Source organism: Yoonia sp. 67-2 (assembly GCF_035117555.1).
Taxonomy (GTDB): domain Bacteria; phylum Pseudomonadota; class Alphaproteobacteria; order Rhodobacterales; family Rhodobacteraceae; genus Yoonia.
Genome location: NZ_JAYKPK010000001.1, coordinates 83,705 through 105,007 on the forward strand (window position 1 = coordinate 83,705; position 21,303 = coordinate 105,007).

The 21,303-nt window shown below is 61.1% G+C and carries 19 protein-coding genes; 13 read left to right on the forward strand and 6 right to left on the reverse strand.

Annotated elements, in window-relative coordinates:
• Positions 1-18: 18 nt before the first annotated feature.
• From VOY09_RS00425 to glmM, 8 genes are all read left to right on the forward strand, one after another.
• The gene (locus tag VOY09_RS00425) at positions 19-936 is read left to right on the forward strand and encodes a glycine--tRNA ligase subunit alpha (RefSeq protein ID WP_322892861.1); all 918 of its coding nucleotides are present in this window, start codon (positions 19-21) and stop codon (positions 934-936) included.
• Positions 936-1,463 (forward strand): DUF6446 family protein, encoded by a 528-nt coding sequence (locus VOY09_RS00430; RefSeq protein ID WP_322892860.1) that lies wholly within the window; start codon positions 936-938, stop codon positions 1,461-1,463. The genes VOY09_RS00425 and VOY09_RS00430 overlap by 1 nt, the downstream gene beginning before the upstream one ends.
• A complete protein-coding gene (glyS, locus tag VOY09_RS00435) occupies positions 1,463-3,742 on the forward strand; it encodes a glycine--tRNA ligase subunit beta (protein WP_322892859.1) in 2,280 nt (759 codons plus the stop codon). The genes VOY09_RS00430 and glyS overlap by 1 nt, the downstream gene beginning before the upstream one ends.
• A gap of 79 nt (positions 3,743-3,821) precedes the next feature.
• Positions 3,822-6,374 (forward strand): putative PEP-binding protein, encoded by a 2,553-nt coding sequence (locus tag VOY09_RS00440; RefSeq protein WP_322892858.1) that lies wholly within the window; start codon positions 3,822-3,824, stop codon positions 6,372-6,374.
• Between the two features lie 183 nt (positions 6,375-6,557).
• A complete protein-coding gene (locus tag VOY09_RS00445; protein ID WP_322892857.1) occupies positions 6,558-7,226 on the forward strand; it encodes a cell wall hydrolase in 669 nt (222 codons plus the stop codon).
• 83 nt (positions 7,227-7,309) lie between these two features.
• A complete protein-coding gene (locus tag VOY09_RS00450) occupies positions 7,310-8,227 on the forward strand; it encodes a dihydroneopterin aldolase (RefSeq protein ID WP_322892856.1) in 918 nt (305 codons plus the stop codon).
• Positions 8,227-9,234: a dihydropteroate synthase gene (gene folP / locus VOY09_RS00455; protein ID WP_322892855.1), complete on the forward strand. Its 1,008-nt coding sequence runs from the start codon at positions 8,227-8,229 to the stop codon at positions 9,232-9,234. Before VOY09_RS00450 ends, folP begins: the two co-directional genes overlap by 1 nt.
• Positions 9,231-10,577 (forward strand): phosphoglucosamine mutase, encoded by a 1,347-nt coding sequence (gene glmM / locus VOY09_RS00460; protein WP_322892854.1) that lies wholly within the window; start codon positions 9,231-9,233, stop codon positions 10,575-10,577. The genes folP and glmM overlap by 4 nt, the downstream gene beginning before the upstream one ends.
• Positions 10,578-10,657: 80 nt before the next feature.
• Here the strand turns inward: glmM and VOY09_RS00465 are convergent, their stop codons facing one another.
• On the reverse strand, positions 10,658-11,566 hold the full coding sequence (locus VOY09_RS00465) for a DMT family transporter (RefSeq protein ID WP_322892853.1): 909 nt from the start codon (positions 11,564-11,566) through the stop codon (positions 10,658-10,660).
• A gap of 83 nt (positions 11,567-11,649) precedes the next feature.
• On the reverse strand, positions 11,650-12,672 hold the full coding sequence (gene ilvC / locus VOY09_RS00470) for a ketol-acid reductoisomerase (RefSeq protein WP_322892852.1): 1,023 nt from the start codon (positions 12,670-12,672) through the stop codon (positions 11,650-11,652).
• Between the two features lie 127 nt (positions 12,673-12,799).
• Between ilvC and VOY09_RS00475 the strand changes: the two genes are divergently transcribed.
• From VOY09_RS00475 to VOY09_RS00485, 3 genes are all read left to right on the forward strand, one after another.
• Positions 12,800-13,255 (forward strand): Lrp/AsnC family transcriptional regulator, encoded by a 456-nt coding sequence (locus VOY09_RS00475; protein ID WP_322892851.1) that lies wholly within the window; start codon positions 12,800-12,802, stop codon positions 13,253-13,255.
• Positions 13,252-13,704, forward strand: a complete 453-nt coding sequence (locus VOY09_RS00480) for an Lrp/AsnC family transcriptional regulator (protein ID WP_322892850.1) — start codon at positions 13,252-13,254, stop codon at positions 13,702-13,704. The genes VOY09_RS00475 and VOY09_RS00480 overlap by 4 nt, the downstream gene beginning before the upstream one ends.
• Positions 13,705-13,813: 109 nt before the next feature.
• Positions 13,814-14,941 carry an aminotransferase class V-fold PLP-dependent enzyme gene (locus VOY09_RS00485; RefSeq protein WP_322892849.1) on the forward strand — a complete coding sequence of 376 codons (1,128 nt, stop codon included), beginning with the start codon at positions 13,814-13,816 and terminating at the stop codon, positions 14,939-14,941.
• Here the strand turns inward: VOY09_RS00485 and VOY09_RS00490 are convergent.
• Together VOY09_RS00490 and VOY09_RS00495 are read right to left on the reverse strand one after the other, a co-directional pair.
• The gene (locus tag VOY09_RS00490; RefSeq protein WP_322892848.1) at positions 14,938-16,128 is read right to left on the reverse strand and encodes a UbiH/UbiF family hydroxylase; all 1,191 of its coding nucleotides are present in this window, start codon (positions 16,126-16,128) and stop codon (positions 14,938-14,940) included. The genes VOY09_RS00485 and VOY09_RS00490 overlap by 4 nt on opposite strands.
• Positions 16,129-16,166: 38 nt before the next feature.
• The gene (locus tag VOY09_RS00495; protein WP_322892847.1) at positions 16,167-16,814 is read right to left on the reverse strand and encodes a pyrimidine 5'-nucleotidase; all 648 of its coding nucleotides are present in this window, start codon (positions 16,812-16,814) and stop codon (positions 16,167-16,169) included.
• A 102-nt stretch (positions 16,815-16,916) separates the two neighbouring features.
• Here VOY09_RS00495 and VOY09_RS00500 point away from each other — a divergent pair, with 102 nt between their 5' ends.
• On the forward strand, positions 16,917-17,570 hold the full coding sequence (locus VOY09_RS00500; protein ID WP_322892846.1) for a GntR family transcriptional regulator: 654 nt from the start codon (positions 16,917-16,919) through the stop codon (positions 17,568-17,570).
• On the opposite strand, the gene VOY09_RS00505 is transcribed toward VOY09_RS00500, so the two are convergent.
• Together VOY09_RS00505 and carA are read right to left on the reverse strand one after the other, a co-directional pair.
• Positions 17,524-19,416 (reverse strand): glycosyltransferase, encoded by a 1,893-nt coding sequence (locus tag VOY09_RS00505; protein ID WP_322892845.1) that lies wholly within the window; start codon positions 19,414-19,416, stop codon positions 17,524-17,526. The genes VOY09_RS00500 and VOY09_RS00505 overlap by 47 nt on opposite strands.
• Before the next feature lie 53 nt (positions 19,417-19,469).
• Positions 19,470-20,615: a glutamine-hydrolyzing carbamoyl-phosphate synthase small subunit gene (carA, locus tag VOY09_RS00510; RefSeq protein WP_322892844.1), complete on the reverse strand. Its 1,146-nt coding sequence runs from the start codon at positions 20,613-20,615 to the stop codon at positions 19,470-19,472.
• Positions 20,616-20,787: 172 nt separating this feature from the next.
• On the opposite strand from carA, the gene VOY09_RS00515 reads away from it, so the two are divergent.
• Complete coding sequence (locus VOY09_RS00515) at positions 20,788-21,249, forward strand: GatB/YqeY domain-containing protein (RefSeq protein WP_322892843.1); 462 nt, start codon at positions 20,788-20,790, stop codon at positions 21,247-21,249.
• The last annotated feature ends 54 nt before the right edge of the window (positions 21,250-21,303 follow it).

A 21,303-nucleotide genomic window follows, 5' to 3' on the forward strand; every position in this document is an offset into this window, starting at 1 on the left:
ATGATCACGAGGGTTCCGATGTCCGACAAACCACGCAGTTTTCAGGAAATCATCCTGCGGCTTCAATCCTATTGGGCCGCCAAAGGCTGTGCGATCCTGCAGCCATATGATATGGAGGTCGGTGCCGGTACGTTCCACCCCGGCACGACATTGCGGTCGCTGGGGGCAAAACCCTGGGCCGCCGCCTATGTCCAGCCGTCGCGCCGCCCGACGGATGGGCGCTATGGCGAGAACCCTAACAGATTGCAGCATTATTATCAATATCAGGTGCTGATCAAGCCCAGTCCGCCGGATTTACAGGATCTTTACCTTGGATCATTGGCCGCGATTGGAATCGATGCGCATCTGCATGATATCCGCTTTGTCGAGGATGATTGGGAAAGCCCGACCTTGGGTGCCTGGGGTCTGGGCTGGGAGGTCTGGTGCGACGGGATGGAAGTCAGCCAGTTCACCTATTTCCAACAGGTCGGCGGGCATGACTGCCGCCCTGTGTCGGGCGAGCTGACTTACGGCTTGGAACGTCTGGCGATGTATGTGCTGGGCGTGGATCATGTGATGGACATGCCGTTCAATGATCCGCAATCGCCCAGCCCGCTGACCTATGGCGATATCTTCCGCCAGACCGAACAGGAATATGCCCGCTGGAATTTCGACGTGGCCGATACCGACATGCTGTTGCAGCATTTCAAGGATGCCGAGGCTGAATGTCACCGTATCCTGTCCGCCCCGGCGCATGACCCGAAAAAGGACATGGCCATCATCATGGCCCATCCCGCCTATGACCAATGCATCAAGGCGAGCCATCTGTTCAACCTGCTGGATGCGCGCGGCGTGATCTCTGTCACCGAACGGCAAGCCTATATCGGCCGGGTGCGCGCGCTGGCTAAGGCCTGCGCCGATGCCTTTGTGCAGACCGAAGCTGGGGCCGCCGCCTGATGGGCCGCGTGTTGATTGTGGGCATGCTGGTGCTGGCGCTGATCTTTGGTGCGGGCATGTATTATTTGCAGGTCTATGCCTATTACGAGGATGTCACGGCAGAGGTCGGCGATATCACCCTGCCGGTGGCGCTGGAAGGTGCCGATCCGCTGGTCGTGCCTTTCACCAATTTCCGCGGGATTGATTCCATCTCCAGCCCCCTGCGCTATCGCGCCTGTTTTGACACCGACATCAGCATGATCACGCTGGCGGCCACCGCACAGGCGCTGCCCTTTGTTGAACCACGCGTCGCACCGGGCTGGTTCGATTGTTTCGATGCCGCACAATTGGGGGCCGATCTGGAAAGCGGGGCGGCCTCTGCCTATCTCAGCATTCCCAATATCCAATATGGGATCGACCGTGTCGTTGCCTTCTACCCCGATGGGCGCGGTTATATCTGGCACGAGATCAACGCCTGTGGCGATGCCGTGTTCAACCGCAATCCCGCGCCTGAAAATTGCCCCGAACCACCCGAAAGCCTCCAATAATGCCTGATCTGCTGATTGAACTCTTTTCCGAGGAAATCCCGGCCCGGATGCAAGCCCGCGCCGCCGATGATCTGAAAAAACTGGTCACTGACGGGCTGGTCGAGGCTGGTTTGACCTATGCCGGTGCTGCTGCCTTTGCCACGCCACGCCGCTTGACGCTGGCGATTGACGGGCTGACCGGGGAAAGCCGTGCGGTGCGCGAAGAACGCAAAGGGCCAAAGGTCGGCGCGCCCGACGCGGCGATTGACGGTTTCCTGCGCGGGGCGGGGATCAGCCGCGAGGCGCTGGAAATCCGCGATGATAAAAAGGGCCAGACCTATTTCGCGGTGATCGAAAAGCCGGGGCGCAAGGCGGCAGAGATTATCGCCGAAGTGCTGGACGCGACCGTGCGCAATTTTCCTTGGCCGAAGTCCATGCGTTGGGGGACGGGCAGTCTGAAATGGGTGCGGCCGCTGCAATCGATTATCTGTCTCTTGTCGGATGAATCCGGCGCAGACATCGTGCCGCTGACCATCGACGGGATCACGGCGGGGCGGACCACCTATGGCCACCGTTTCCTTGCGCCTGCGGCGATCACCGTCAACGGCTTTGACGATTATGAGGCAAAGCTGAAACGCGCCCATGTCATCCTGCGCGCCGAAGAACGCGCGGAAACCATCTGGAACGACGCGACGCAGCAAGCCTTTGCGCGCGGTCTGGAACTGGTCGAGGATCGCGGGTTGCTGGCCGAGGTTGCCGGGCTGGTCGAATGGCCGGTCGTGTTGCTGGGCCGGATTGACGATGCCTTTCTGGGTCTGCCGCCCGAGGTGCTGCAAACCTCGATGAAGGAACATCAGAAGTTTTTCTCGGTCCGTAACCCCAGGACGGGGCGGATCGAATGTTTCGTGACGGTTGCCAATATGGAAACCGCCGATAAGGGCGCGACCATTCTGGCGGGCAATCAAAAGGTGCTGGCCGCGCGCCTGTCGGATGCGAAATTCTTTTGGGAGAATGACCTGCGCACGGTCAAGGCCGAGGGTCTGGAAGGCATGGGGGCAGGGCTGGCCAATGTGACCTTCCACAACAAGCTGGGGTCACAAGCCGACCGGATCGCGCGGATTGCCGCCTTGGCGCGAGAGATCGCGCCGCATGTGGGCGCTGATCCTGATCTGGCGGAACAGGCGGCGAAGGTCGCCGAATCCGATTTGCAATCAGAAATGGTCGGGGAGTTCCCCGAATTGCAGGGGTTGATGGGACGATATTACGCAACCGCTGCGGGCCTTGATCCAGCAATCGCCGCCGCCTCTCAGGAGCATTATGCGCCGCTTGGCCCGTCGGATGCCGTGCCGACAGCGCCGGTATCGGTCGCCGTGGCGTTAGCTGAGAAGATCGACAAACTTGCCGGCTTCTGGGCGATTGACGAGAAGCCGACCGGGAGCAAGGACCCCTTCGCGCTGCGCAGGGCGGCGCTGGGGGTTACTCGGTTGGTGTTGGAGAATGGGTTGTCAGTTGAGATTGATAAACTGTTACGATGGGCATTCCACCAACATCGCGACCAGACAAGCTGGCGCGCTGGTATGGTTCAAGAAGAAAAACTGTCGGCTATTGCGCGCGAATATGACGTCTCACCAGTTGATCTTGGGAAGGCACTTGATGAAGCTCGTCGAAACCCGACTAACCCGAAAGGGATTATTAAGAATATCCTAGAGAAGATAAAACCATCACTTGATAAAGCGCTTGAAACGCTCGGGTTCCTCGAGATTTGGTCTAACGCAGACGACCTCCTCGCCTTTTTCCACGACCGCCTCAAGGTCTACCTGCGCGACCAAGGCATCCGTCATGACATCATCGACGCTTGTATCGCGATGCCGGGGAATGACGATCTGACCTTGCTTGTCAAACGCGCCCGCGCCTTGGCGGAAACGCTGGCCACGGATGACGGGGAAAACCTGATTCAGGGGTTCAAGCGGGCCAATAACATCCTGACGCAGGCCGAGGCCAAGGATGGGGTGGAATATTCCTATGGCGCGGACCCGAAATTTGCCGAAGATGATGCCGAAAAGGGCCTGTTTGCCGCACTTGATGCTGCAGATGCGAAGATCGCACCCGCGATGAAAGAGGAAGATTTCAGCACGGCGATGACTGCTATGGCGGCATTGCGTGGCCCGATTGATGCTTTTTTCACCGCTGTGCAGGTCAATGACGACCGGCAGGTGATCCGGCGCAACCGGCTTAACCTTTTGTCACGCATTCGGAAAATCTGTCTGTCCGTCGCTGACCTGACGAAAATCGAAGGCTAGGTCACCCGGCTGTCAACTTCGCTTTACGCAAAGCCGGATTCTGCTCTATGCTGCAGTCACATAATGGAGTGATGCCGCAGTGCAGCAACAGATCACCTTTGCCCCCGTGACGCAGATCACGCCGACTGCCCCGATGAAGGTCGCGGTTTACGGTGAGCGTGCGAAATGCCTGCAACGGCTGATCCGGCTGGAGTTTCCGATCCCGGTCACGGTGGCTTTATCATTTGATGCGGTGCGTGATGCCTCTATCGGGCAATTGCCCGATATGAAGGCGCTGATGGCACCGTTTGGCCCACAGCCGTTGCTGTCAGTGCGGCCGTCCAGCGAAAACCCCGATTGGGGCGGGCCATCGACGATTTTGAATGTCGGCATGAATGACGCGCGCTTTGCCTCTATGGCGCTGGCGATGGGCGAACAGCTTGCTGCGCAATTATATCTGCATTTCGTGCAATCCTATGCGGTGCATGTCGCGCGGCTGGACCCGGATGAATTTGATCTGCCCGATGTGGCGGACAAGGCCAGTGTGCAGGCGATGCTGGCGAATTATGAGGCTGAGACTGACGCGCCTTTCCCGCAGGACCCTGCGGTGCAATTGGCCGAGGTGCTCCGGTCCATGGCGCGGGCTTGGGACGGCACCAGCGCACGGTTGTTGCGGCAGGCCAAAGGCGCGCCTGCGGATGCGGGGCTGGGGCTGGTCGTGCAGGCGATGGCGCTGGGGCTGGGGCAGGGCGAATGCGGGTCGGGCATTGTGCAATTTGTCGATGCGGCCACCGGCGCGCCAAAGGTCGTGGGTCGCTATGCCGCGCAAAGCATTTCCCAACTGGTCCGGGCCGACACGGAAGGCGCGCTTTATCTGACGCGCGATGCACGTGGCCCGTCGCTGGAGGAGCGCTGTCCCGATACCTATGCGCATCTGCTGGATTGTGGCGCGCTTTGCCGCAAACATCTGCGCGAAGAGATGCAGATCAAATTCGCGATTGATGCAGGGCATCTGTATATTCTGGATGCGGTGCGGGTGCAGCGGTCATCGCGCGCCTCGGTCCGTATTGCCGTGGCTTTGGCCGAAGATGGCGTGATCACACGGCAAGAGGCGGTGATGCGCGTCGAACCTGTCGCCTTGGCGGAATTGCTGCACAGGCAGGTCGATCCCAGTGCGATGCGCGATGTGCTGGTCAAGGGCATCGCCGCCAGCCCCGGTGCGGCATCGGGCCGGATCGTGCTGACTGCCAATGAGGCGCAGGCAAGTGCGGCGCGCGGCGAACCTTGCGTACTGGTCCGCCGCGAGACGACGCCGGAGGATATTCGCGGGATGCATGCCGCCTCCGCCGTGCTGACGATGCGCGGCGGGATCACCAGCCATGCTGCTGTGATCGGGCGCGGGCTGGGTGTGCCTTGTGTCGTCGGTGCGTCTGACCTGCTGATTGACCGCAAGGCGAACCGGGTTGTTGCGCCTGACGGGCGGGTTTTTGCTGCCGGTGATATCATCACGGTGGACGGCACCACGGGGCAAGTTCTGGCCGGTGCGCCCGCGATGCTGGAGGCGTCACTGGACGGTGCCTTTCAGACCTTGCTGGAATGGGCTGATATGTTCCGCGATATCGGGGTGCGCGCCAATGCCGATACCCCTGCCGATGCGCAGACCGCGCGCAATTTCGCCGCCGAAGGCATCGGGCTGTGCCGGACCGAACATATGTTCTTTGAAGGCGACCGTCTGGGTGTCATGCGCGAGATGATCTTTGCCGAAGGGTCAGAGGATCGCCGCGCCGTGCTGGACCGTCTGCTGCCGATGCAGCGTGCGGATTTCGCGGAATTGTTCAGTATCATGGAAGGGCGCAGCGTCTGTGTGCGCCTTTTCGACCCGCCTTTGCATGAATTCCTGCCCTCGGATAAGGCCGGATTGCGTGATCTGGCGGAACAATTGGCGCTGCCTTTGCCGGATGTGACGGAACGGGTTGCCGCGCTGAGCGAATATAACCCGATGCTGGGGATGCGGGGCGTGCGACTCGGCATAGCGATTCCCGAAATCTATGACATGCAGGCGCAGGCGATTTTCGAGGCGATGGTCGCCGTGGGCCGGAAAGGTATCGCACCTGCGGTGGATATCATGCTGCCGCTGGTCTCTGCCGTGCGCGAGGTCGAGCTGATGAAATCGCGTATCGAAGGTGTCGCCAATATGGTGGCGGGTCGCGCGCGCGCGGCGCTGAATTACCGGCTGGGCGTGATGGTCGAAACCCCGCGTGCCGCGTTGAGGGCGCAGGATATTGCCGCCCATGCCGCGTTTTTGTCTTTTGGTACCAATGATTTGACCCAGATGACCTATGGTCTGTCACGCGACGATGCCGGGCGGTTCATGTCGACCTATGTGCAGCAAGGCGTCTATGCCGAGGACCCGTTTCACACGCTTGATATAGAAGGTGTCGGCGAGCTTGTCGCCATGGCGGCAGAGCGTGGCCGCAAGGGGCGGCCAGATGTCGTGCTGTCGATTTGCGGCGAACATGGGGGTAGCCGCAGCGCGATTGCCTTTTGCCGGGATCACAAATTTGACTATGTCTCCTGTTCGCCGTTTCGGGTGCCCGGGGCCCGGTTGATGGCCGCACAGCTGGCGTTGAAGGACCTGGTCAATAAAGTGTGAACTACTAAATGTAGGGGCGCACCTTTTTGGTAAGGCATCATATAGATCAGTTTTAAGATATTTTTAACGATTTTCGGCAATTCTCCGCCGTGTGCCCTACTAGGGGTAGACGGGTCGGAAACTTTACCCTAACCACCGCGAGGCCTGCGTGGGGCTTTCCGCGTGGTTGCTTTGGTTTGAAATATGTCGCCGATAAGAACAATTGTGGCTGCCTGCGTCGCAGCACAACTGGCTTTTGCAGCCGCCCCCGCATCTGCGGAAGAAACAATGGCCAGCCGTCTGGGTGCGGTGTTGAGCCAAGAGCGTGCAGCGCTTTCTGTGGTCCCTGATGCGCGTATGGCGCAGCTGACCAGCCTGCCCCCGGCGAGCGAGCGGGGCATTCCAACCGAACCTGTCGTGATCTACGACGATTCCTATCTCGCCAGTCTGCCCGCCGCCTCTGGCGATGATCAATGGCAATGTCTGGCCGAAGCTTTGTATTTTGAGGCCCGCGGTGAATCCGTGCGCGGCCTGTTCGCCGTCGGTGAAGTGATCCTGAACCGTGTCGATAATGCAGCCTATCCCGGATCGCTCTGTGGTGTGATCAATCAAGGCACCGGGCGTCGTTATGCCTGTCAGTTCAGCTATACCTGCGATGGTAAATCCAAAGCGATCCACGAACAGGCTGCTTGGGAACGTGTCGGCAAGGTGGCCAAGCTGTTGCTTGATGGCACGCCGCGTGAATTGACTGGTGGTGCCACTCATTTCCATACCAATGCGGTCAGCCCGTCATGGTCGCGCCGCTTTACCCGGACCGCGACGATTGGTGCGCATCTGTTTTATCGCGAACCCGTGCGGACAGCCTCGAACTAAAGACGCTTTCGCCGGTGCGGCTTGTCCTGCGGGCAGGCGCATTGTAACGCTGGCGGCATGATGCCAGTTGACCGGACCCCGCGATGAGTGATGATATCCGCCTTGCCTTTGCCCATCCCAGCGAACGGGCAGAGGCCAGCGCCACCAATCCCTGCGACCGGATTTCCCTGCGCGATTATATCGTCAGCGTCGAGATCGGCGCGTTTCAGCAGGAACGCGGCACGTTGCAGCGGGTGCGGTTCAACGTGGTTGTTGAAGTCCCGCGCCTGACCGGCCCGATTGACGACGATGTCGACCGCATCCTGTCCTATGACCGTGTGACCGAGGCGATTGCCGCAGAATTAGAGGCGGAACGGCTGAACCTGCTGGAAACACTCGCCGCCCGTGTCGCGGATCGCATTCTGCTGGAACCGCAGGCGCAAAGGGTCTTCGTGCGGATCGAAAAGCTCGATCGCGGGCCTTTTGCCTTGGGGGTCGAGATTATGCGCGCCCGCGACGGGCATAGCCCCAGCGGACAAGCGCATGTGCCGGTGCCGCATCCGCGCGTGGTGTTCTTGTCCAATGCAGCACTTGCCGCGCCGCATTTGACGGGTTGGATCGACCAACTGTCCGCAATGTCGGCCCCTTTGATCCTTTGCGTCGGCCCCGCCGATATCCGCGCGCCGCAGGTGGCCAATAGGCTGGCGCAGCGCCGGATTGATCTGCTGGCGATTGAGCAGAATGCCTGGTCCTTGGCCGCGCGTGATCCGCGCTGCGTGGTGGTGCAGACAAGGACAGAGCTGGATTGGGCGATGAAAAACGGCCAGATCAGCCTTTGGGCGCCGTCCAAGATCGTGCTGGATGCAGTTGATGGGCCTTCGGCCAGCCCTGCGGATGCGGCGGCTTTGGTGACATGGTTCGCAGGCCAGATGCAGGCGGCGGAACTGGTGCTGATCGGGCATCCGGCACCGGTGACGGATTTACCCGTGCAGGTCTATCCGGTGGACAGGGAGGTGCTGTGATGAAGCTTTATCACCGCCCGATCATTCTGTCCGAACCAACGCGCGATGCCCTGTCGCTTGCCGGTGGGCCGTGCTGGTTTCGCGAAGTCGCGATTTTTGAGCGTAATATGCCGTCCTTCATTGCGCCTGCGTCGGATTTGCCTGCTGACATCCTGACCCGCCTGACCGCGCCGCGCGCGCCTGTTGCGGGGCTGAACATGGACCGGCCCCGGATCATGGGGATTCTGAATGTCACGCCTGACAGTTTCTCTGACGGTGGCGATCATGCGGGGTTGGACAGCGCTATGGCCCATGCGCGCAGGATGCAGGTGGATGGGGCCGAAATCATCGATATCGGTGGCGAAAGCACGCGCCCCGGTGCGGTGACGGTGCCGGATTCTGAGGAAATCAGCCGGACCAGCCCGGTGATTGCGGCGATCCGGGCGCAATCGGATATCGCTATTTCTATCGACACCCGCAAAGCGGCTGTCGCGCAGGCGGCGATCACGGCAGGGGCCAGCATGGTGAATGATGTGGCGGCGTTCAGCTATGATCCCGCCTTGGCACAGGTCACAGCGCAATCGGGCCTGCCGGTCTGCCTGATGCATGCGCAGGGCGATCCCGCGACGATGCAGGATAATCCTGTCTATGAGGACGTCTTGGCCGATGTTTATGATTTTCTCGAAAGCAGTGTCCAGCAGGCCGAGGCGGCGGGCATTGCGCGCGACCGGATCATCGTCGATCCGGGGATCGGTTTTGGCAAGACCGAGGCCCATAACCTGATCCTGCTGCGCCATCTTGCGCTGTTTCACAGCCTTGGTTGCCCGATCCTGCTGGGTGCTTCGCGCAAGCGGTTCATCGGCACGATTGGTGGCGGTGATCATGCCAAGGATCGGATGGCCGGATCGGTTGCAGTGGCGCTGCATGCTGCAACCCAGGGCGTGCAAATCCTGCGCGTGCATGATACGTTCCAGACAAAACAAGCGCTGGCTCTGCAGGCCGCGATCAAAGGGACGGAGATCAGATGACACGTAAATTCTTTGGCACGGATGGCGTGCGCGGCACGGCCAATACCTATCCGATGACCGCCGATATGGCCTTGCGCATCGGGGCTGCGGCGGGTCGCTATTTCCGCAATGACGGATCGAATGGGCACCGCGTGGTGATCGGCAAGGATACCCGCCTGTCGGGCTATATGTTCGAAAGCGCGCTGACCGCTGGCCTGACCAGCACCGGCATGAATGTGCTGCTGCTGGGGCCGGTGCCGACCCCTGCGGTGGGGTTGTTGACCACCTCGATGCGTGCCGATGTCGGGATCATGATTTCCGCGAGCCATAACCCGCATCAGGATAACGGGATCAAATTCTTTGGCCCGGATGGGTTCAAATTGTCGGATGAGGCTGAGACGCAGATCGAGGCGTTGATCCAATCCGACATTGAACCCGCGCAGGCCAGCAATATCGGCCGCGCCAAGCGGATTGACGATGGCCGGTTCCGCTATGCGGAACGGCTCAAGGCGACTTTCCCCGCAGGGATGCGGCTGGACGGGCTGAAGGTGGTGATCGATTGCGCCAATGGCGCAGCGCATCGCGTCGCACCCGAGGTGTTGTGGGAACTCGGCGCCACTGTGATCAAGATGGGGGTGGACCCGGATGGGTTCAACATCAACGATGGTTGCGGCTCGACCCATCCTGAACAGGCCGCCGCGCTGATCCGGCAGACGGGTGCGGATGTCGGTATCTGTCTGGACGGCGATGCCGACCGGGTGATGATCATCGATGAAACCGGCAAGGTTGCTGATGGCGATCAGATCATGGCGCTGATGGCGGCGCGTTGGGCGGCACAGGGCCGGCTGCGTGGCGACACGCTGGTCGCGACGGTGATGTCCAATCTGGGGCTGGAACGGTTTCTGGCGGCCAAGGCGTTGCACCTGCACCGCACCAAAGTCGGCGACCGCTATGTGGTCGAGGCCATGCGCGCGGCTGGTTTCAACCTTGGCGGCGAACAATCGGGCCATATCGTGATGACCGATTATGCGACAACCGGCGATGGCCTGCTGGCGGGGCTGCAGTTTCTGGCGGCGATGATCGATACCGGGCAAAAGGCCTCTGCGCTGACCCATCAATTCGATCCTGTGCCGCAGCTATTGAAGAACGTGCGCTATCAGTCGGGTCAGGTGCCGTTGGAAGATGCGCAGGTCAAAGCCGCCATCGCGGATGCCGAGATCAGGCTGGCGGGCAATGGGCGGCTGTTGATCCGTAAATCTGGGACCGAACCGCTGATCCGGGTGATGGCCGAATCCGAGAACCCGGCGATCCTGCAAGCTGCTGTGGACAATGTGGTGGACGCCGTCCAGACTGCGACGGCCTGAAGTGACAGCCGCGCCTTTGGTTGGCATTGGCCTCGGATATCCTGAATAGCCGGGGCGGGCGGTCAACGCCGGAGGCTCTTTCAGCGCTGTTCGCTTGCGAACAGCCGCTTCAGCCCGGCCCATTGGCTGACGGCGAGGCCCAGAAGGATCAGCGCCAACGCGGCGAAGAACCGCACGGGCAGGACTTCGGACAGAACCAGCACACCGAACAGCATCGACCAGAGCGGGACCTGATAATTCACCAGCGTCAGGAATACCGTGCCGGCGCTGCGGATCGTCGCGACGCGGATCAATGCGGCAAGGGCGGTGGGCACGACACCCAGAAAGATGATCGCGACGGTCGGCCGGGTGGCGGCGATATCGGGGATACCTTCGATCAGCAGCATCGCAGGGATCAGGGCGGCCGAGCCGACGGCGAGCAACAACGCGGTCATACTGATCGGGTCAATCGGCGGGCAGCGGCGGGTCATGATGCTGGAGACGGCATAGGACATCGCGGCACCGATACAGGCGATCTGGCCCAAAGGTTCCCACCCGGTGCCGATGCGCAAGACGCCGGGGCCGATCAGCACCAGCGCGCCGGTGAAACCGATGATGACGCCAAGCGCGCTGCGCCATTGCATCCGCTCATCCGTGAACAGGTGCGCGAGCGGCAGCACGAAAAGCGGCAAGGCGGCCATTGAAATGCCAGCGAAGGCAGAGGGCACATATTGCTGGCCCCAGCTGAGCAAGGCAAAGGGCAGGGCGGTGTTCATCAGCCCGATTGCGACCAGATAGCGGCGCATCAGCGGGGTGAAAACCGGTAGCGGACGCCGCAGGGCCAGCATCAGCGTGAGCATCGCCAAAGCCCCCAGCGTCGTGCGGGCGCAGGCGACGGTCAGCGGGCCGTAGCCTTCCAGCGCGATGGAGACGACCATGAAAGTGGCACCCCAGATCAGGCCGAGGGCAAGGATCGAGATCCAGTTTAACGCGGTCGGCTGCTGCGGCATTTCGGGGGCTTTCGACAGGAAAAAGGCCCGGAGGGTGCCGGGCCTTTGGTCGGGGGAGGCGGGGCGAGCCCCGCCCTACGGGTTTAGTTCTTGGCTTTGTCGACCATGCGGCCTGCGGAAATCCACGGCATCATCGCGCGCAGTTTTTCGCCGACCTGTTCGATCTGATGTTCGTCGTTGATCCGGCGGGTGGCCTTGAAGTAAGGCTGACCAACCGCGTTTTCCTGCATGAAATCACGCACGAATTTGCCGGTCTGGATGTCGGTCAACACGTCTTTCATCCGCTTTTTGGTTTCCTCGTAAGGCAGGATGCGCGGGCCAGAGACATATTCACCATATTCGGCGGTGTTCGAGATCGAGTAATTCATGTTGGCGATGCCGCCCTCATAGATCAGATCGACGATCAGCTTGACCTCATGCAGACATTCGAAATAGGCCATTTCAGGCTCATAGCCTGCTTCGACCAGCGTCTCGAACCCCATGCGGATCAGTTCGACCAGACCACCACACAGCACGGCCTGTTCGCCGAAGAGATCGGTTTCGCATTCCTGACGGAAGTTGGTTTCGATGATCCCGGACCGGCCACCACCGATGGCAGAGCAATAGGACAGGCCGATTTCCATCGCCTTGCCGGTCGCGTCATTATGCACGGCCACAAGGCAAGGCACGCCGCCGCCTTTGGTATATTCGCCACGCACGGTATGGCCGGGGCCTTTGGGCGCCATCATGATGACGTCGACGCCGGGCTTGGGCTCGATCAGGCCGAAATGCACGTTCAAACCATGGGCGAAAGCGATGGCGGAGCCTTCTTTGAGGTTGTCATGGACGTATTTTTTGTAGGTTTCAGCCTGCAATTCGTCGGGCATGGTGAACATGATGACATCGCACCAGGCGGCGGCTTCGGCGATGCCCATGACTTCGAGGCCTTCGCCTTTGGCTTTGGCTTCGGAAGGGGAGCCTTCGCGCAGGGCGACGACGAGGTTTTTCGCACCGCTGTCGCGCAGGTTCAGCGCATGGGCGTGGCCCTGAGAGCCATAGCCGAGGATGGCGACTTTCTTGTCCTTGATCAGGTTCACATCGCAGTCACGGTCGTAATAAACGCGCATTTTCTTGTCCTTTGGTTGATCTGTGGTGGTTATAGCGGGCTTGGCGCGATGTGGCAGGGGTGTTCTTTGAGTATTTGGGGAAATAAGAAGCTTGTTATGCGTCAGATGTCAGAATATGGCGTGATCTATGCTTGATGATGTTGATCGCCGTTTGTTGCGCCTGTTGCAGGTTGATCCGGGGCGGGGCGCGCCGGATCTGGCCGAGGCTGTGGGCAGCACGCCTGCGCGGGTGACCCGCCGTCTTGATCTGATGCGCGAGGCGGGGGTTCTGTTGGGCAGCCGGATCTCGATTGATTGGCGCGCGCTGGGATATGCGGTGGCGGTCAGTCTACGGATCACGCTGGATAAGACCGCGTCGCGCGCCTTTGATGAATTTCTGGCAGCGGCGCGGTTAGTGCCCGAGGTGATCGAGATTCAGACCTTTCTGGGCCGGGTTGATGTGCGGCTGTCGCTGATCGCGCGTGATCTGGCGGATTATCAGCGGATCTATCGCGAGCTGATTCTGGAGCTGCCGCATATCGCCGATATCGAGGCGCTGATGAATGTCGCAACGATCAAGGCCGATGAAAGCCTGCCACTATGAGCCTTGATGATCTGGACCGCGCCATTCTGCGGGCGCTGGTCGCGAATGCCGATCAATCGACGACGCGGCTTGCCGCCAAGCTGGGGTTGAGCCAGCCTGCCACATGGCGCCGGATCAAGCGTCTGCAGGAGGCGGGCGTGATCGCGGGCCGCCGTTTGCAGCTTGACGCGGCTAAGGCGGGTTTTGGCGTGACTGTGTTTCTGGGTGTGAAACTGGCCACCAAGGGCCGGGTGTCGCTGGAAGATTTCGAACGGGCGGTGGGGGCGATCCCCGAAGTGCAGAGCGTGGAACATGTGCTGGGGCTTTATGATTATCGCCTGCGTGTGGTGGCCCGTGATCTGGCGGATTTCGAACGGGTCTTGCGCCGCCGGTTGATGACCCTGCCGGGGGTCGGCGCGGTCGAGGCCAATGTGCTGTTGTCCGAAGAGCGTCGTCCGGGGCCGATCTGACGCGGATCGGAAACCTGTTGCGGGTAAAATCACGCGATACGCGCCAGATAGCTTTTGATTTCGCGGCGGCGGCACTTTAGCAAAGCTTAACCAATCGAGGGAGAGTGGCATGGATGGTGCAGTCAAGGCGATTGATCCGGATGGATTGATGGAATTTTCGGTCGTGTTCACCGACCGGTCGCTCAACCATATGTCCAAGGTGTTTCAGGGGGTGATGAATGATATCTCATCCATGCTGAAAGAGGTTTATGCCGCCGATCATGTGGCGATTGTGCCGGGCGGCGGGACCTATGCGATGGAAGCTGTGGCACGCCAGTTCGGGGCAGGGGCGCATGCATTGGTCGTGCGCAACGGCTGGTTTTCCTATCGCTGGAGCCAGATTTTTGATGCCGGTCAGTTCACGGCCCAGACCACAGTGATGAAGGCGCGGCAGGCGGGCAATGACAGCCGTGCCGCTTTCGCGCCTGCGCCGATTGACGATGTCGTTGCAGCGATCCGCGATGCGCGCCCGGATGTGGTGTTTGCGCCGCATGTGGAAACCTCTGCCGGCATCATCCTGCCGGATGATTACCTGACGGCTTTGGCCGCTGCGGCGCATGAGGTTGGCGCGATCATGGTGCTGGATTGCATCGCCTCTGGCTGTGTCTGGGTCGATATGAAAGCGACCGGTGTGGATGTGCTGATCTCGGCCCCGCAAAAAGGCTGGTCATCCACGCCTTCTGCCGGGTTGGTGATGCTGTCGCAGCGCGCTGTGGATCGCATGGCCAGTACCGCGTCCAATTCCTTTGCCGTTGATCTGAAGAAATGGCATGGCATCATGCAGGCCTATGAAAACGGCGGTCACGCCTATCACGCGACCATGCCCACCGACGCCCTGCGCGCATTCCGCGATACGATGGTCGAGACGCGGGACTACGGCTTTGACCGGCTGAAGGCGGCGCAATGGGAATTGGGGAATGCCGTGCGCAAGGTGCTTGCCGACAAGGGCATCCTGTCGGTTGCAGCACCGGGATTCGAAGCTCCGGGTGTTGTCGTGAGCTATACCGATGATCCGGGCGTGCAGAACGGGTCAGTGTTTGTGGCGCAGGGGATGCAGATCGCCGCCGGTGTGCCGCTGCAATGCGATGAACCGGTCGATTTCCGGACGTTCCGGCTTGGTCTGTTTGGGCTGGACAAGCTTTATGATGTGCCGGGGACTTTGGGGCGGCTGGTGCCGGTGCTGGAAAGGGTTCTTTAGCCAGCTCCGAGGCCGAGTTGCATCAGGCTGCGCCGTACCGGGGCAATGCCGTAAAGCGCCGCGATCCCCCTGGCGCGCAGATCCTGCGCCATGGGATTGCCCAGCATGGAGGCGCGGTTCAGCGCGTCGATCCCGGCGACGCGCAGTTTGATATCGGGGTGGCGCTGGCGGGCATAGCTGTCGAGCATCGTCTGGCTGCCCAGATCGGCGGGCTTGGCCGTTGCCAGATCCAGCAGACATGCCAGATCCCGCAGTGACATGTTCAGCCCCTGCGCACCGATGGGCGGCATGACATGCGCAGCCTCGGCGACCAAGGCGGTGCGCGGGCCGATGATCTGGTCGGCGGTCTGGCTGATGATCGGCCAGACCAGGCGTTTCGAGGCCAGTTTTAGCGGGCCATAGTGCCAGGCGGAACGGTCGTTCGCCTCAGCCTCAAAATCCTCCGGATCAAGGCCCGCACGGCGCAAGGATTCCGCCCCGTGATCCATCCAGACCACGGCAGAACAAGGCTTGCCGTCATGATCCGGCAGCGGAACCAGCGTGAAAGGGCCACCGGCGCGGTGGATCTCGGTCGAGATATTGTCATGCGGGGCGTCATGGGTGACGGCGAAGGTCAAGGCTTTTTGCCCATAGCGCATGGTGGTCGCGGAAATCCCTAAGGCTTGGCGCACAGGCGAATTGCGCCCGTCAGCGCCGATCACCAGCCTTGCCGCGACTTGTGTAGCGTCGGTCAAATTCACCAAGGCCGCATCAAGGCGCGGTACCATGCTGGCAAAGCCGGTGCCGGGGCGGAAATCGACATTGGGCAGGTCGTGCAGCCGCGCCACAATCTCGCGCCGCAGCAGCCAATTGGGCAGGTTCCAGCCAAAGGGCAGGTCGGAAATGTCGGAGGCATCAAAATCATGCTGCACCGGCGGATGGGCTGCGGCATCTATGATGCGCATGATCTGCAAAGGGGTGGCGTGATCAGACAGGCGCGGCCAGATGCTAGCAGTCTCCAGAAAGGCCTGTGCCGGTTGCAGAAATGCCGTTGTGCGCAGATCTGCGCCGTCGCTGGCCGCATCCGTGATCGGCGGCGCGGGATCGACGATCACGACGTCAAAGCCGGCAGAGCCAAAGGCGGCGGCGGCGGTCAGCCCGGCGACACCGCCCCCGGCGATCAGAATATCAGCGTTTTTGCGTTCCATGATCTGCACATAGTCCGCATCTGCCAGCTTGAGAAGGATCAGCGCGCAAGCTGCGACAAGAAAGCCGTCAGATCAGGCGCGCCATGGTGGATATGCGGGGCGGTTTCGGGGCTTTCATGCACATGCACCGTGCGCATCCCCAGATCATGCGGCACGGCGAGGTTTCGCGCCTCATCCTCGAACATCGCGGCTGTGGCGGGGGTGACACCATCGCGCGCAAAAATCGCGGCAAAGGCCTCTGCCGTTGGTTTCGGGCGGTAATTGGCATGTTCAACGCCGTAAACCGCATCAAAATGCTGCGTCAGCCCGCGCGCGGCCAGCACCCGTTTGGCATGGTTTTCCGACCCGTTGGTATAGACGATCCGCCGTCCCGGCAGGGCCGCGATCGCGCCGGACAAGGCCGGATCGGGCATCAGATGGGTGATGTCGATATCATGCACATCGGCCAGAAAATCTGTGGGGTCTATATCATGGTCCGCCATCAGCCCCGCCAATGTTGACCCATGATCGACCCAATATTCATGCGCGAGCCGCAGGGCGCGGTCACGGTCCAGCCCGGTGATCCGCATGACATAGGCCGCAAAGCGTATATCCATCTGCGCGAAAAGCCCGGCTGATGGATGGTACAGCGTATTGTCGAGGTCAAAGACCCAAGTGTCGATATGTAAGAAATGCTGTGCAATCATGGCGGTGTTTTAGCGGCCTTGCCGTGCTGGCACAATTGCTTTGGCTTGCCTGCCGGGGGGCAAGCGGCGTAAGATCACCTGATCATATGACAGGCCCCCCCTATGCAAGATCCGCGCCATGCCCAAAAAGACGCCTATGCCCTGATATTGGAGGCGATCGACAGTCACCTGTATAAACCGGGCGACCGGCTGGTCGAAAGCGAACTGGCCGAAAGGTTCGGCGTGTCGCGCACCCCGATCCGCGAGGCCTTGCAGCGGCTGGAAACCCAATCGCTGTTGACCCGCGATGGGCGGTCGTTGATCGTGGCGTCCTTGGATCATTCGCAATTGTCCGAACTTTACGTTGTGCGCGGTGAGTTGGAGGGTCTGGCCGCGCGACTGGCCGCGCGTCATGCCGCACCGGAAGAGGTCAAGGTGCTGCAAGACATGCTGGAGGCGGATAAACGGCTGATCAATGATCCTGCCGCCTTGTCCCGCGCCAACCGGCGGTTTCACAAACAGATCCATCTCGCCTCGCATAACCGGTTTCTGGTGCAGCAGCTTGATCTTGTGCATCGTTCGATGGCTTTGCTGGCGACCACATCGCTGGCAGCCGAAGGGCGCGGGGTGCAGACCTTGCAGGAACATACGCAGATCGTCGAAGCGATTGCCGCAGGCGACGGCGATGCTGCTTATAAAGCCTTGCGCGACCATATCTCTGCCGCTTTTGTCACAAGGCTGAAACTGGACGCGGCGGCGGTCGAGGCGGCGGAATAACCGGCCCCGGCCGCGCGACATTATGGGCGGTCTTGTCCCAGTAGAACGGGCGGATCACCAGCTCGACCAGACCACGGCAGGCCGCCAGCGCCCCCAGCGGGAAATAGAATGGCAAGGTCAGCGCCCAGGCCCAGAGATCGCGGCGACCCGCCTTGCGCAGCCCGATCAGATTGACGAGCAAGGCGATGATTTCCGACAGGACAAAGAAGGTCCCGACCGCCTGTAAAACCGCTGCTGGCAGCCAGATCTGTAGCGGATGGGTAAAGCCGAACGGGATGAGCCAAAGCGTCCAGAACAGCGGGATCAGCAGATATAGGCTGAGCGCACCGGCGAAGATCACCTGTATCCCGAAAAACCGCCAAAACCCCAGATCCTGCAACAAAGCCAAAGGGTTGCGCATATGCACGAGGTAGGTGATCGCATAGCCTTTCAGCCAGCGCGCGCGTTGTTTGACCCAAGGCCAGCCGCGGCTGTTCGCCTCTTCCAGCGTGACGGTGGGGATCAGTGCGGTCCGGTAGCCATGGCGCGCCAGCCGTAGGCCCAGATCGGCATCTTCCGTGACATTATGCGCATCCCATGCGCCCAATTCTTCCAATGTCGTGCGGCGGAAAAACAAGGTGGTGCCGCCCAAGGGCACCACCACCCCCAGCCGCGCCAGCCCCGGCAGCACCACGCGGAACCATGCGGCATATTCAATGGTGAAACAGCGCGTCAGCCAATTGGTAGAGGTGTTGTAATAATCCAGCACCCCTTGCAGGCAGGCAACATCAGGGGCGGCAGCCGCAAAATGCCGGGCCACCACATGCAATTGATCGGGCGCGGGCGCATCTTCGGCATCCCAGACCCCGATGAGAGAGCCGCGCGCAAAGGGCAGCGCGTAATTCAGCGCGCGCGGTTTGGTGCGTACCTGCCCCGGCGGCACGGTGATCGCGCGTATCCAGCCCGGCAGTGCGGTGCGCGCAAGCGTCGCGCGGGTGGTGTCATCATCTGCTTCCAGCACCAGACAGACATCGAGCAAAGCGCGTGGATAGCGCAAGGCCGCCAGCCGCACCAAAAGATGCGCGGCAATGGCGGTTTCGCGGTAAAGCGGGACCAGCATGGTGATCACTGGCAAATCCGCCTCTGTCACCGGGGGTAATTGCGCGGGCGGTCCGCGCAGGGCCAGCACGGCAGAGGCGAGTTTCAGTGCGGTCGTCGCCGCCAGCATCGTGATCGCCCAAAGCAGCACCGCCATGGCCAGCAGTTGTGGCGCAATGATCGCCGCAGCGGTCAGCAGCACGGCGATGCTTGCAGCAATCCGGCGCGCGCGGGACGTGGTCCAGCCACGGCAACTGTGCTGCGCCGCGACGCAATTTTCGGCCTGCGCTTTCATGGCGGGGCCGTAAAGTGTTTCAATCGCGCCGGTCAGCTCCGTCTCGGTCGTGATGCCGATGTCGACCGGGCCGAATATCTGTTCCAGATCATGGCGATGGCGGGCGAAGCTGTCAGGCCGACAGGTCAGGATCACGGGCCTGCCGCCCTGCGCGCGCCATGGTAAAAGACCCGCGCGCAGGCAATGCGCAGCGTCAAGCCTTGCGACCAGATCCGCCGTTGGGACATCAATGCGCGGATCGACCACAGTGGCGGCAAAGATCTGCCCCTGATGTCGGGCCAGCACTGCCGCGTCCAGATCAAACTGCCGCAGCAGAATATCAGCCAGCGGCAGGCCCAGATGCTGCGCGCTGGCCTGCGCGCGATTTGCCGTTGGTGCCGCAATCGCCCCTTCAGCCAGCAACCCTGCCAGCAAAGCAGCGTCACTGCTGGCAAAGCGCGGCAAAATCGCCCTGTCATCATGAGAATCAAGCATCAACCAACCCGCCTGTAACGAGTTGATCTTGCCGCTAACCGATTAAGGAAAGGTTAAGCCGTCACGCGGTCCATCGCCTCGGCAAAGCGTTCGAACAGGTAATAGCTGTCCTGCGGGCCGGGGCTGGCCTCTGGGTGGTATTGCACGCTGAACACGGGGCGACCGTCAAGGCGGATGCCGCAATTGGAGCCGTCAAACAGCGATACATGGGTTTCGATCACACCGGCGGGCAGGGTCTGGCTGTCGACGGTAAAGCCATGATTCATCGAGGTGATTTCTACCTTGCCGGTTTCCATATCCTTCACAGGATGGTTGGCACCGTGGTGGCCGTGGTTCATCTTGACCGTGCGCGCGCCCAAAGCCAGCGCCAGCATCTGATGGCCCAGACAGATCCCGAAAACCGGGATTTCCGTGGCCAGCACGCCTTTGATCATCGGCACGGCATAGGCACCCGTCGCCGCCGGATCGCCCGGACCGTTGGACAGGAACACACCGTCGGGGTTCAGTGCCAGCACATCCTCTGCCGTCGCCGTGGCGGGCAGAACGGTGACATCGCAACCGGCAGAGGCAAGGCAGCGCAGGATATTGCGTTTGGCACCGAAATCGATGGCGACGACCTTGTGCTTGGCCTCGGTCTGCGGCTGATGCCCTTCGGGCCAGGCCCAGCGCATTTCATTCCAGTGATAGGATTGTGCGCAGGTGACATCCTTGGCCAGATCCAACCCTTCCAGCCCGGCAAAGGCGCGGGCTTTGGCGACAAGGCGTTCCAGGTCGAAGTTGCCGTCCGGATCATGGGCGAGCGCCACATGCGGCGCGCCTTGCTGGCGGATCGCACGCGTCAGGCGGCGGGTATCGACGCCTCCCATGCCGATGCGGTTGCGGCTGGCAAGCCAGCTTTTCAGCTCGCCCGTGGCGCGCCAGCTGGATGCATCGGTCGGGTCCCATTTGACCACCATGCCTGCGGCGACAGGGTCAGCGGTTTCATCGTCATCGACGTTCACGCCTGTATTGCCGATATGGGGGAAGGTGAAGGTGATGACCTGCCCGGCATAGGACGGGTCGGTCATGATTTCCTGATAGCCGGTCATGGCTGTGTTAAAGCAAAGCTCTGCCACGGTTTCGCCGGTGGCGCCAAAGCCCATCCCGTAAAAGATCGTGCCATCCGCCAGTGCAAGGCAAGCCGTTGGTTTCTGCGTCATGATCCGAACTCCATCCGTCAAATTGGTCCGGGTGTACGAGGGCAGGGGCCAAGGGTCAAGGGCCGATACCCGCCATGCAAACAAGGCAGAGCGTGGCGTCACGGCTGCTTGTCAGCCCAAGCGCGAAACGATATGGTGCGGGTTCTTTGATGCAATAATCACAGGATATTCCATGCAATTGCGCGACCGGATCACGGCGGCTTTGAAAGATGCGATGCGGGCGAAAGAGGCGGACAGGCTGTCCACCCTGCGCCTGATCAATGCCGCCATCAAAGACCGCGATATCGCCCTGCGCGGCACTGCGGAGGAGAGCGCAGGCCTGTCGGATGCCGATGTGCTGGCAATCATGGGCCGGATGGTCAAACAACGTCAGGAATCTGCGCGCGCCTATGAAGAAGGCGGCAGGCTGGAACTGGCGGAAAAGGAATTGTCCGAGATCAAGGTGATCGAAGAATTCCTGCCGCGCCAATTGTCCGAAGCCGAGGCTGAAGCCGCTGTCGATGCGGCGATTGCCGCCGTGGGCGCGGAAAACATCCGCGACATGGGCAAGGTTATGGCCGAGTTGAAAGCCAATTACACCGGCCAGATGGACTTCGCGAAAGCCGGGCCGCTGGTCAAATTCCGTCTGGGGTAACCCCCCATCTTCCGAGTATAAATATCCCCGCCGGAGGCATAAAAGTTTTTGCCC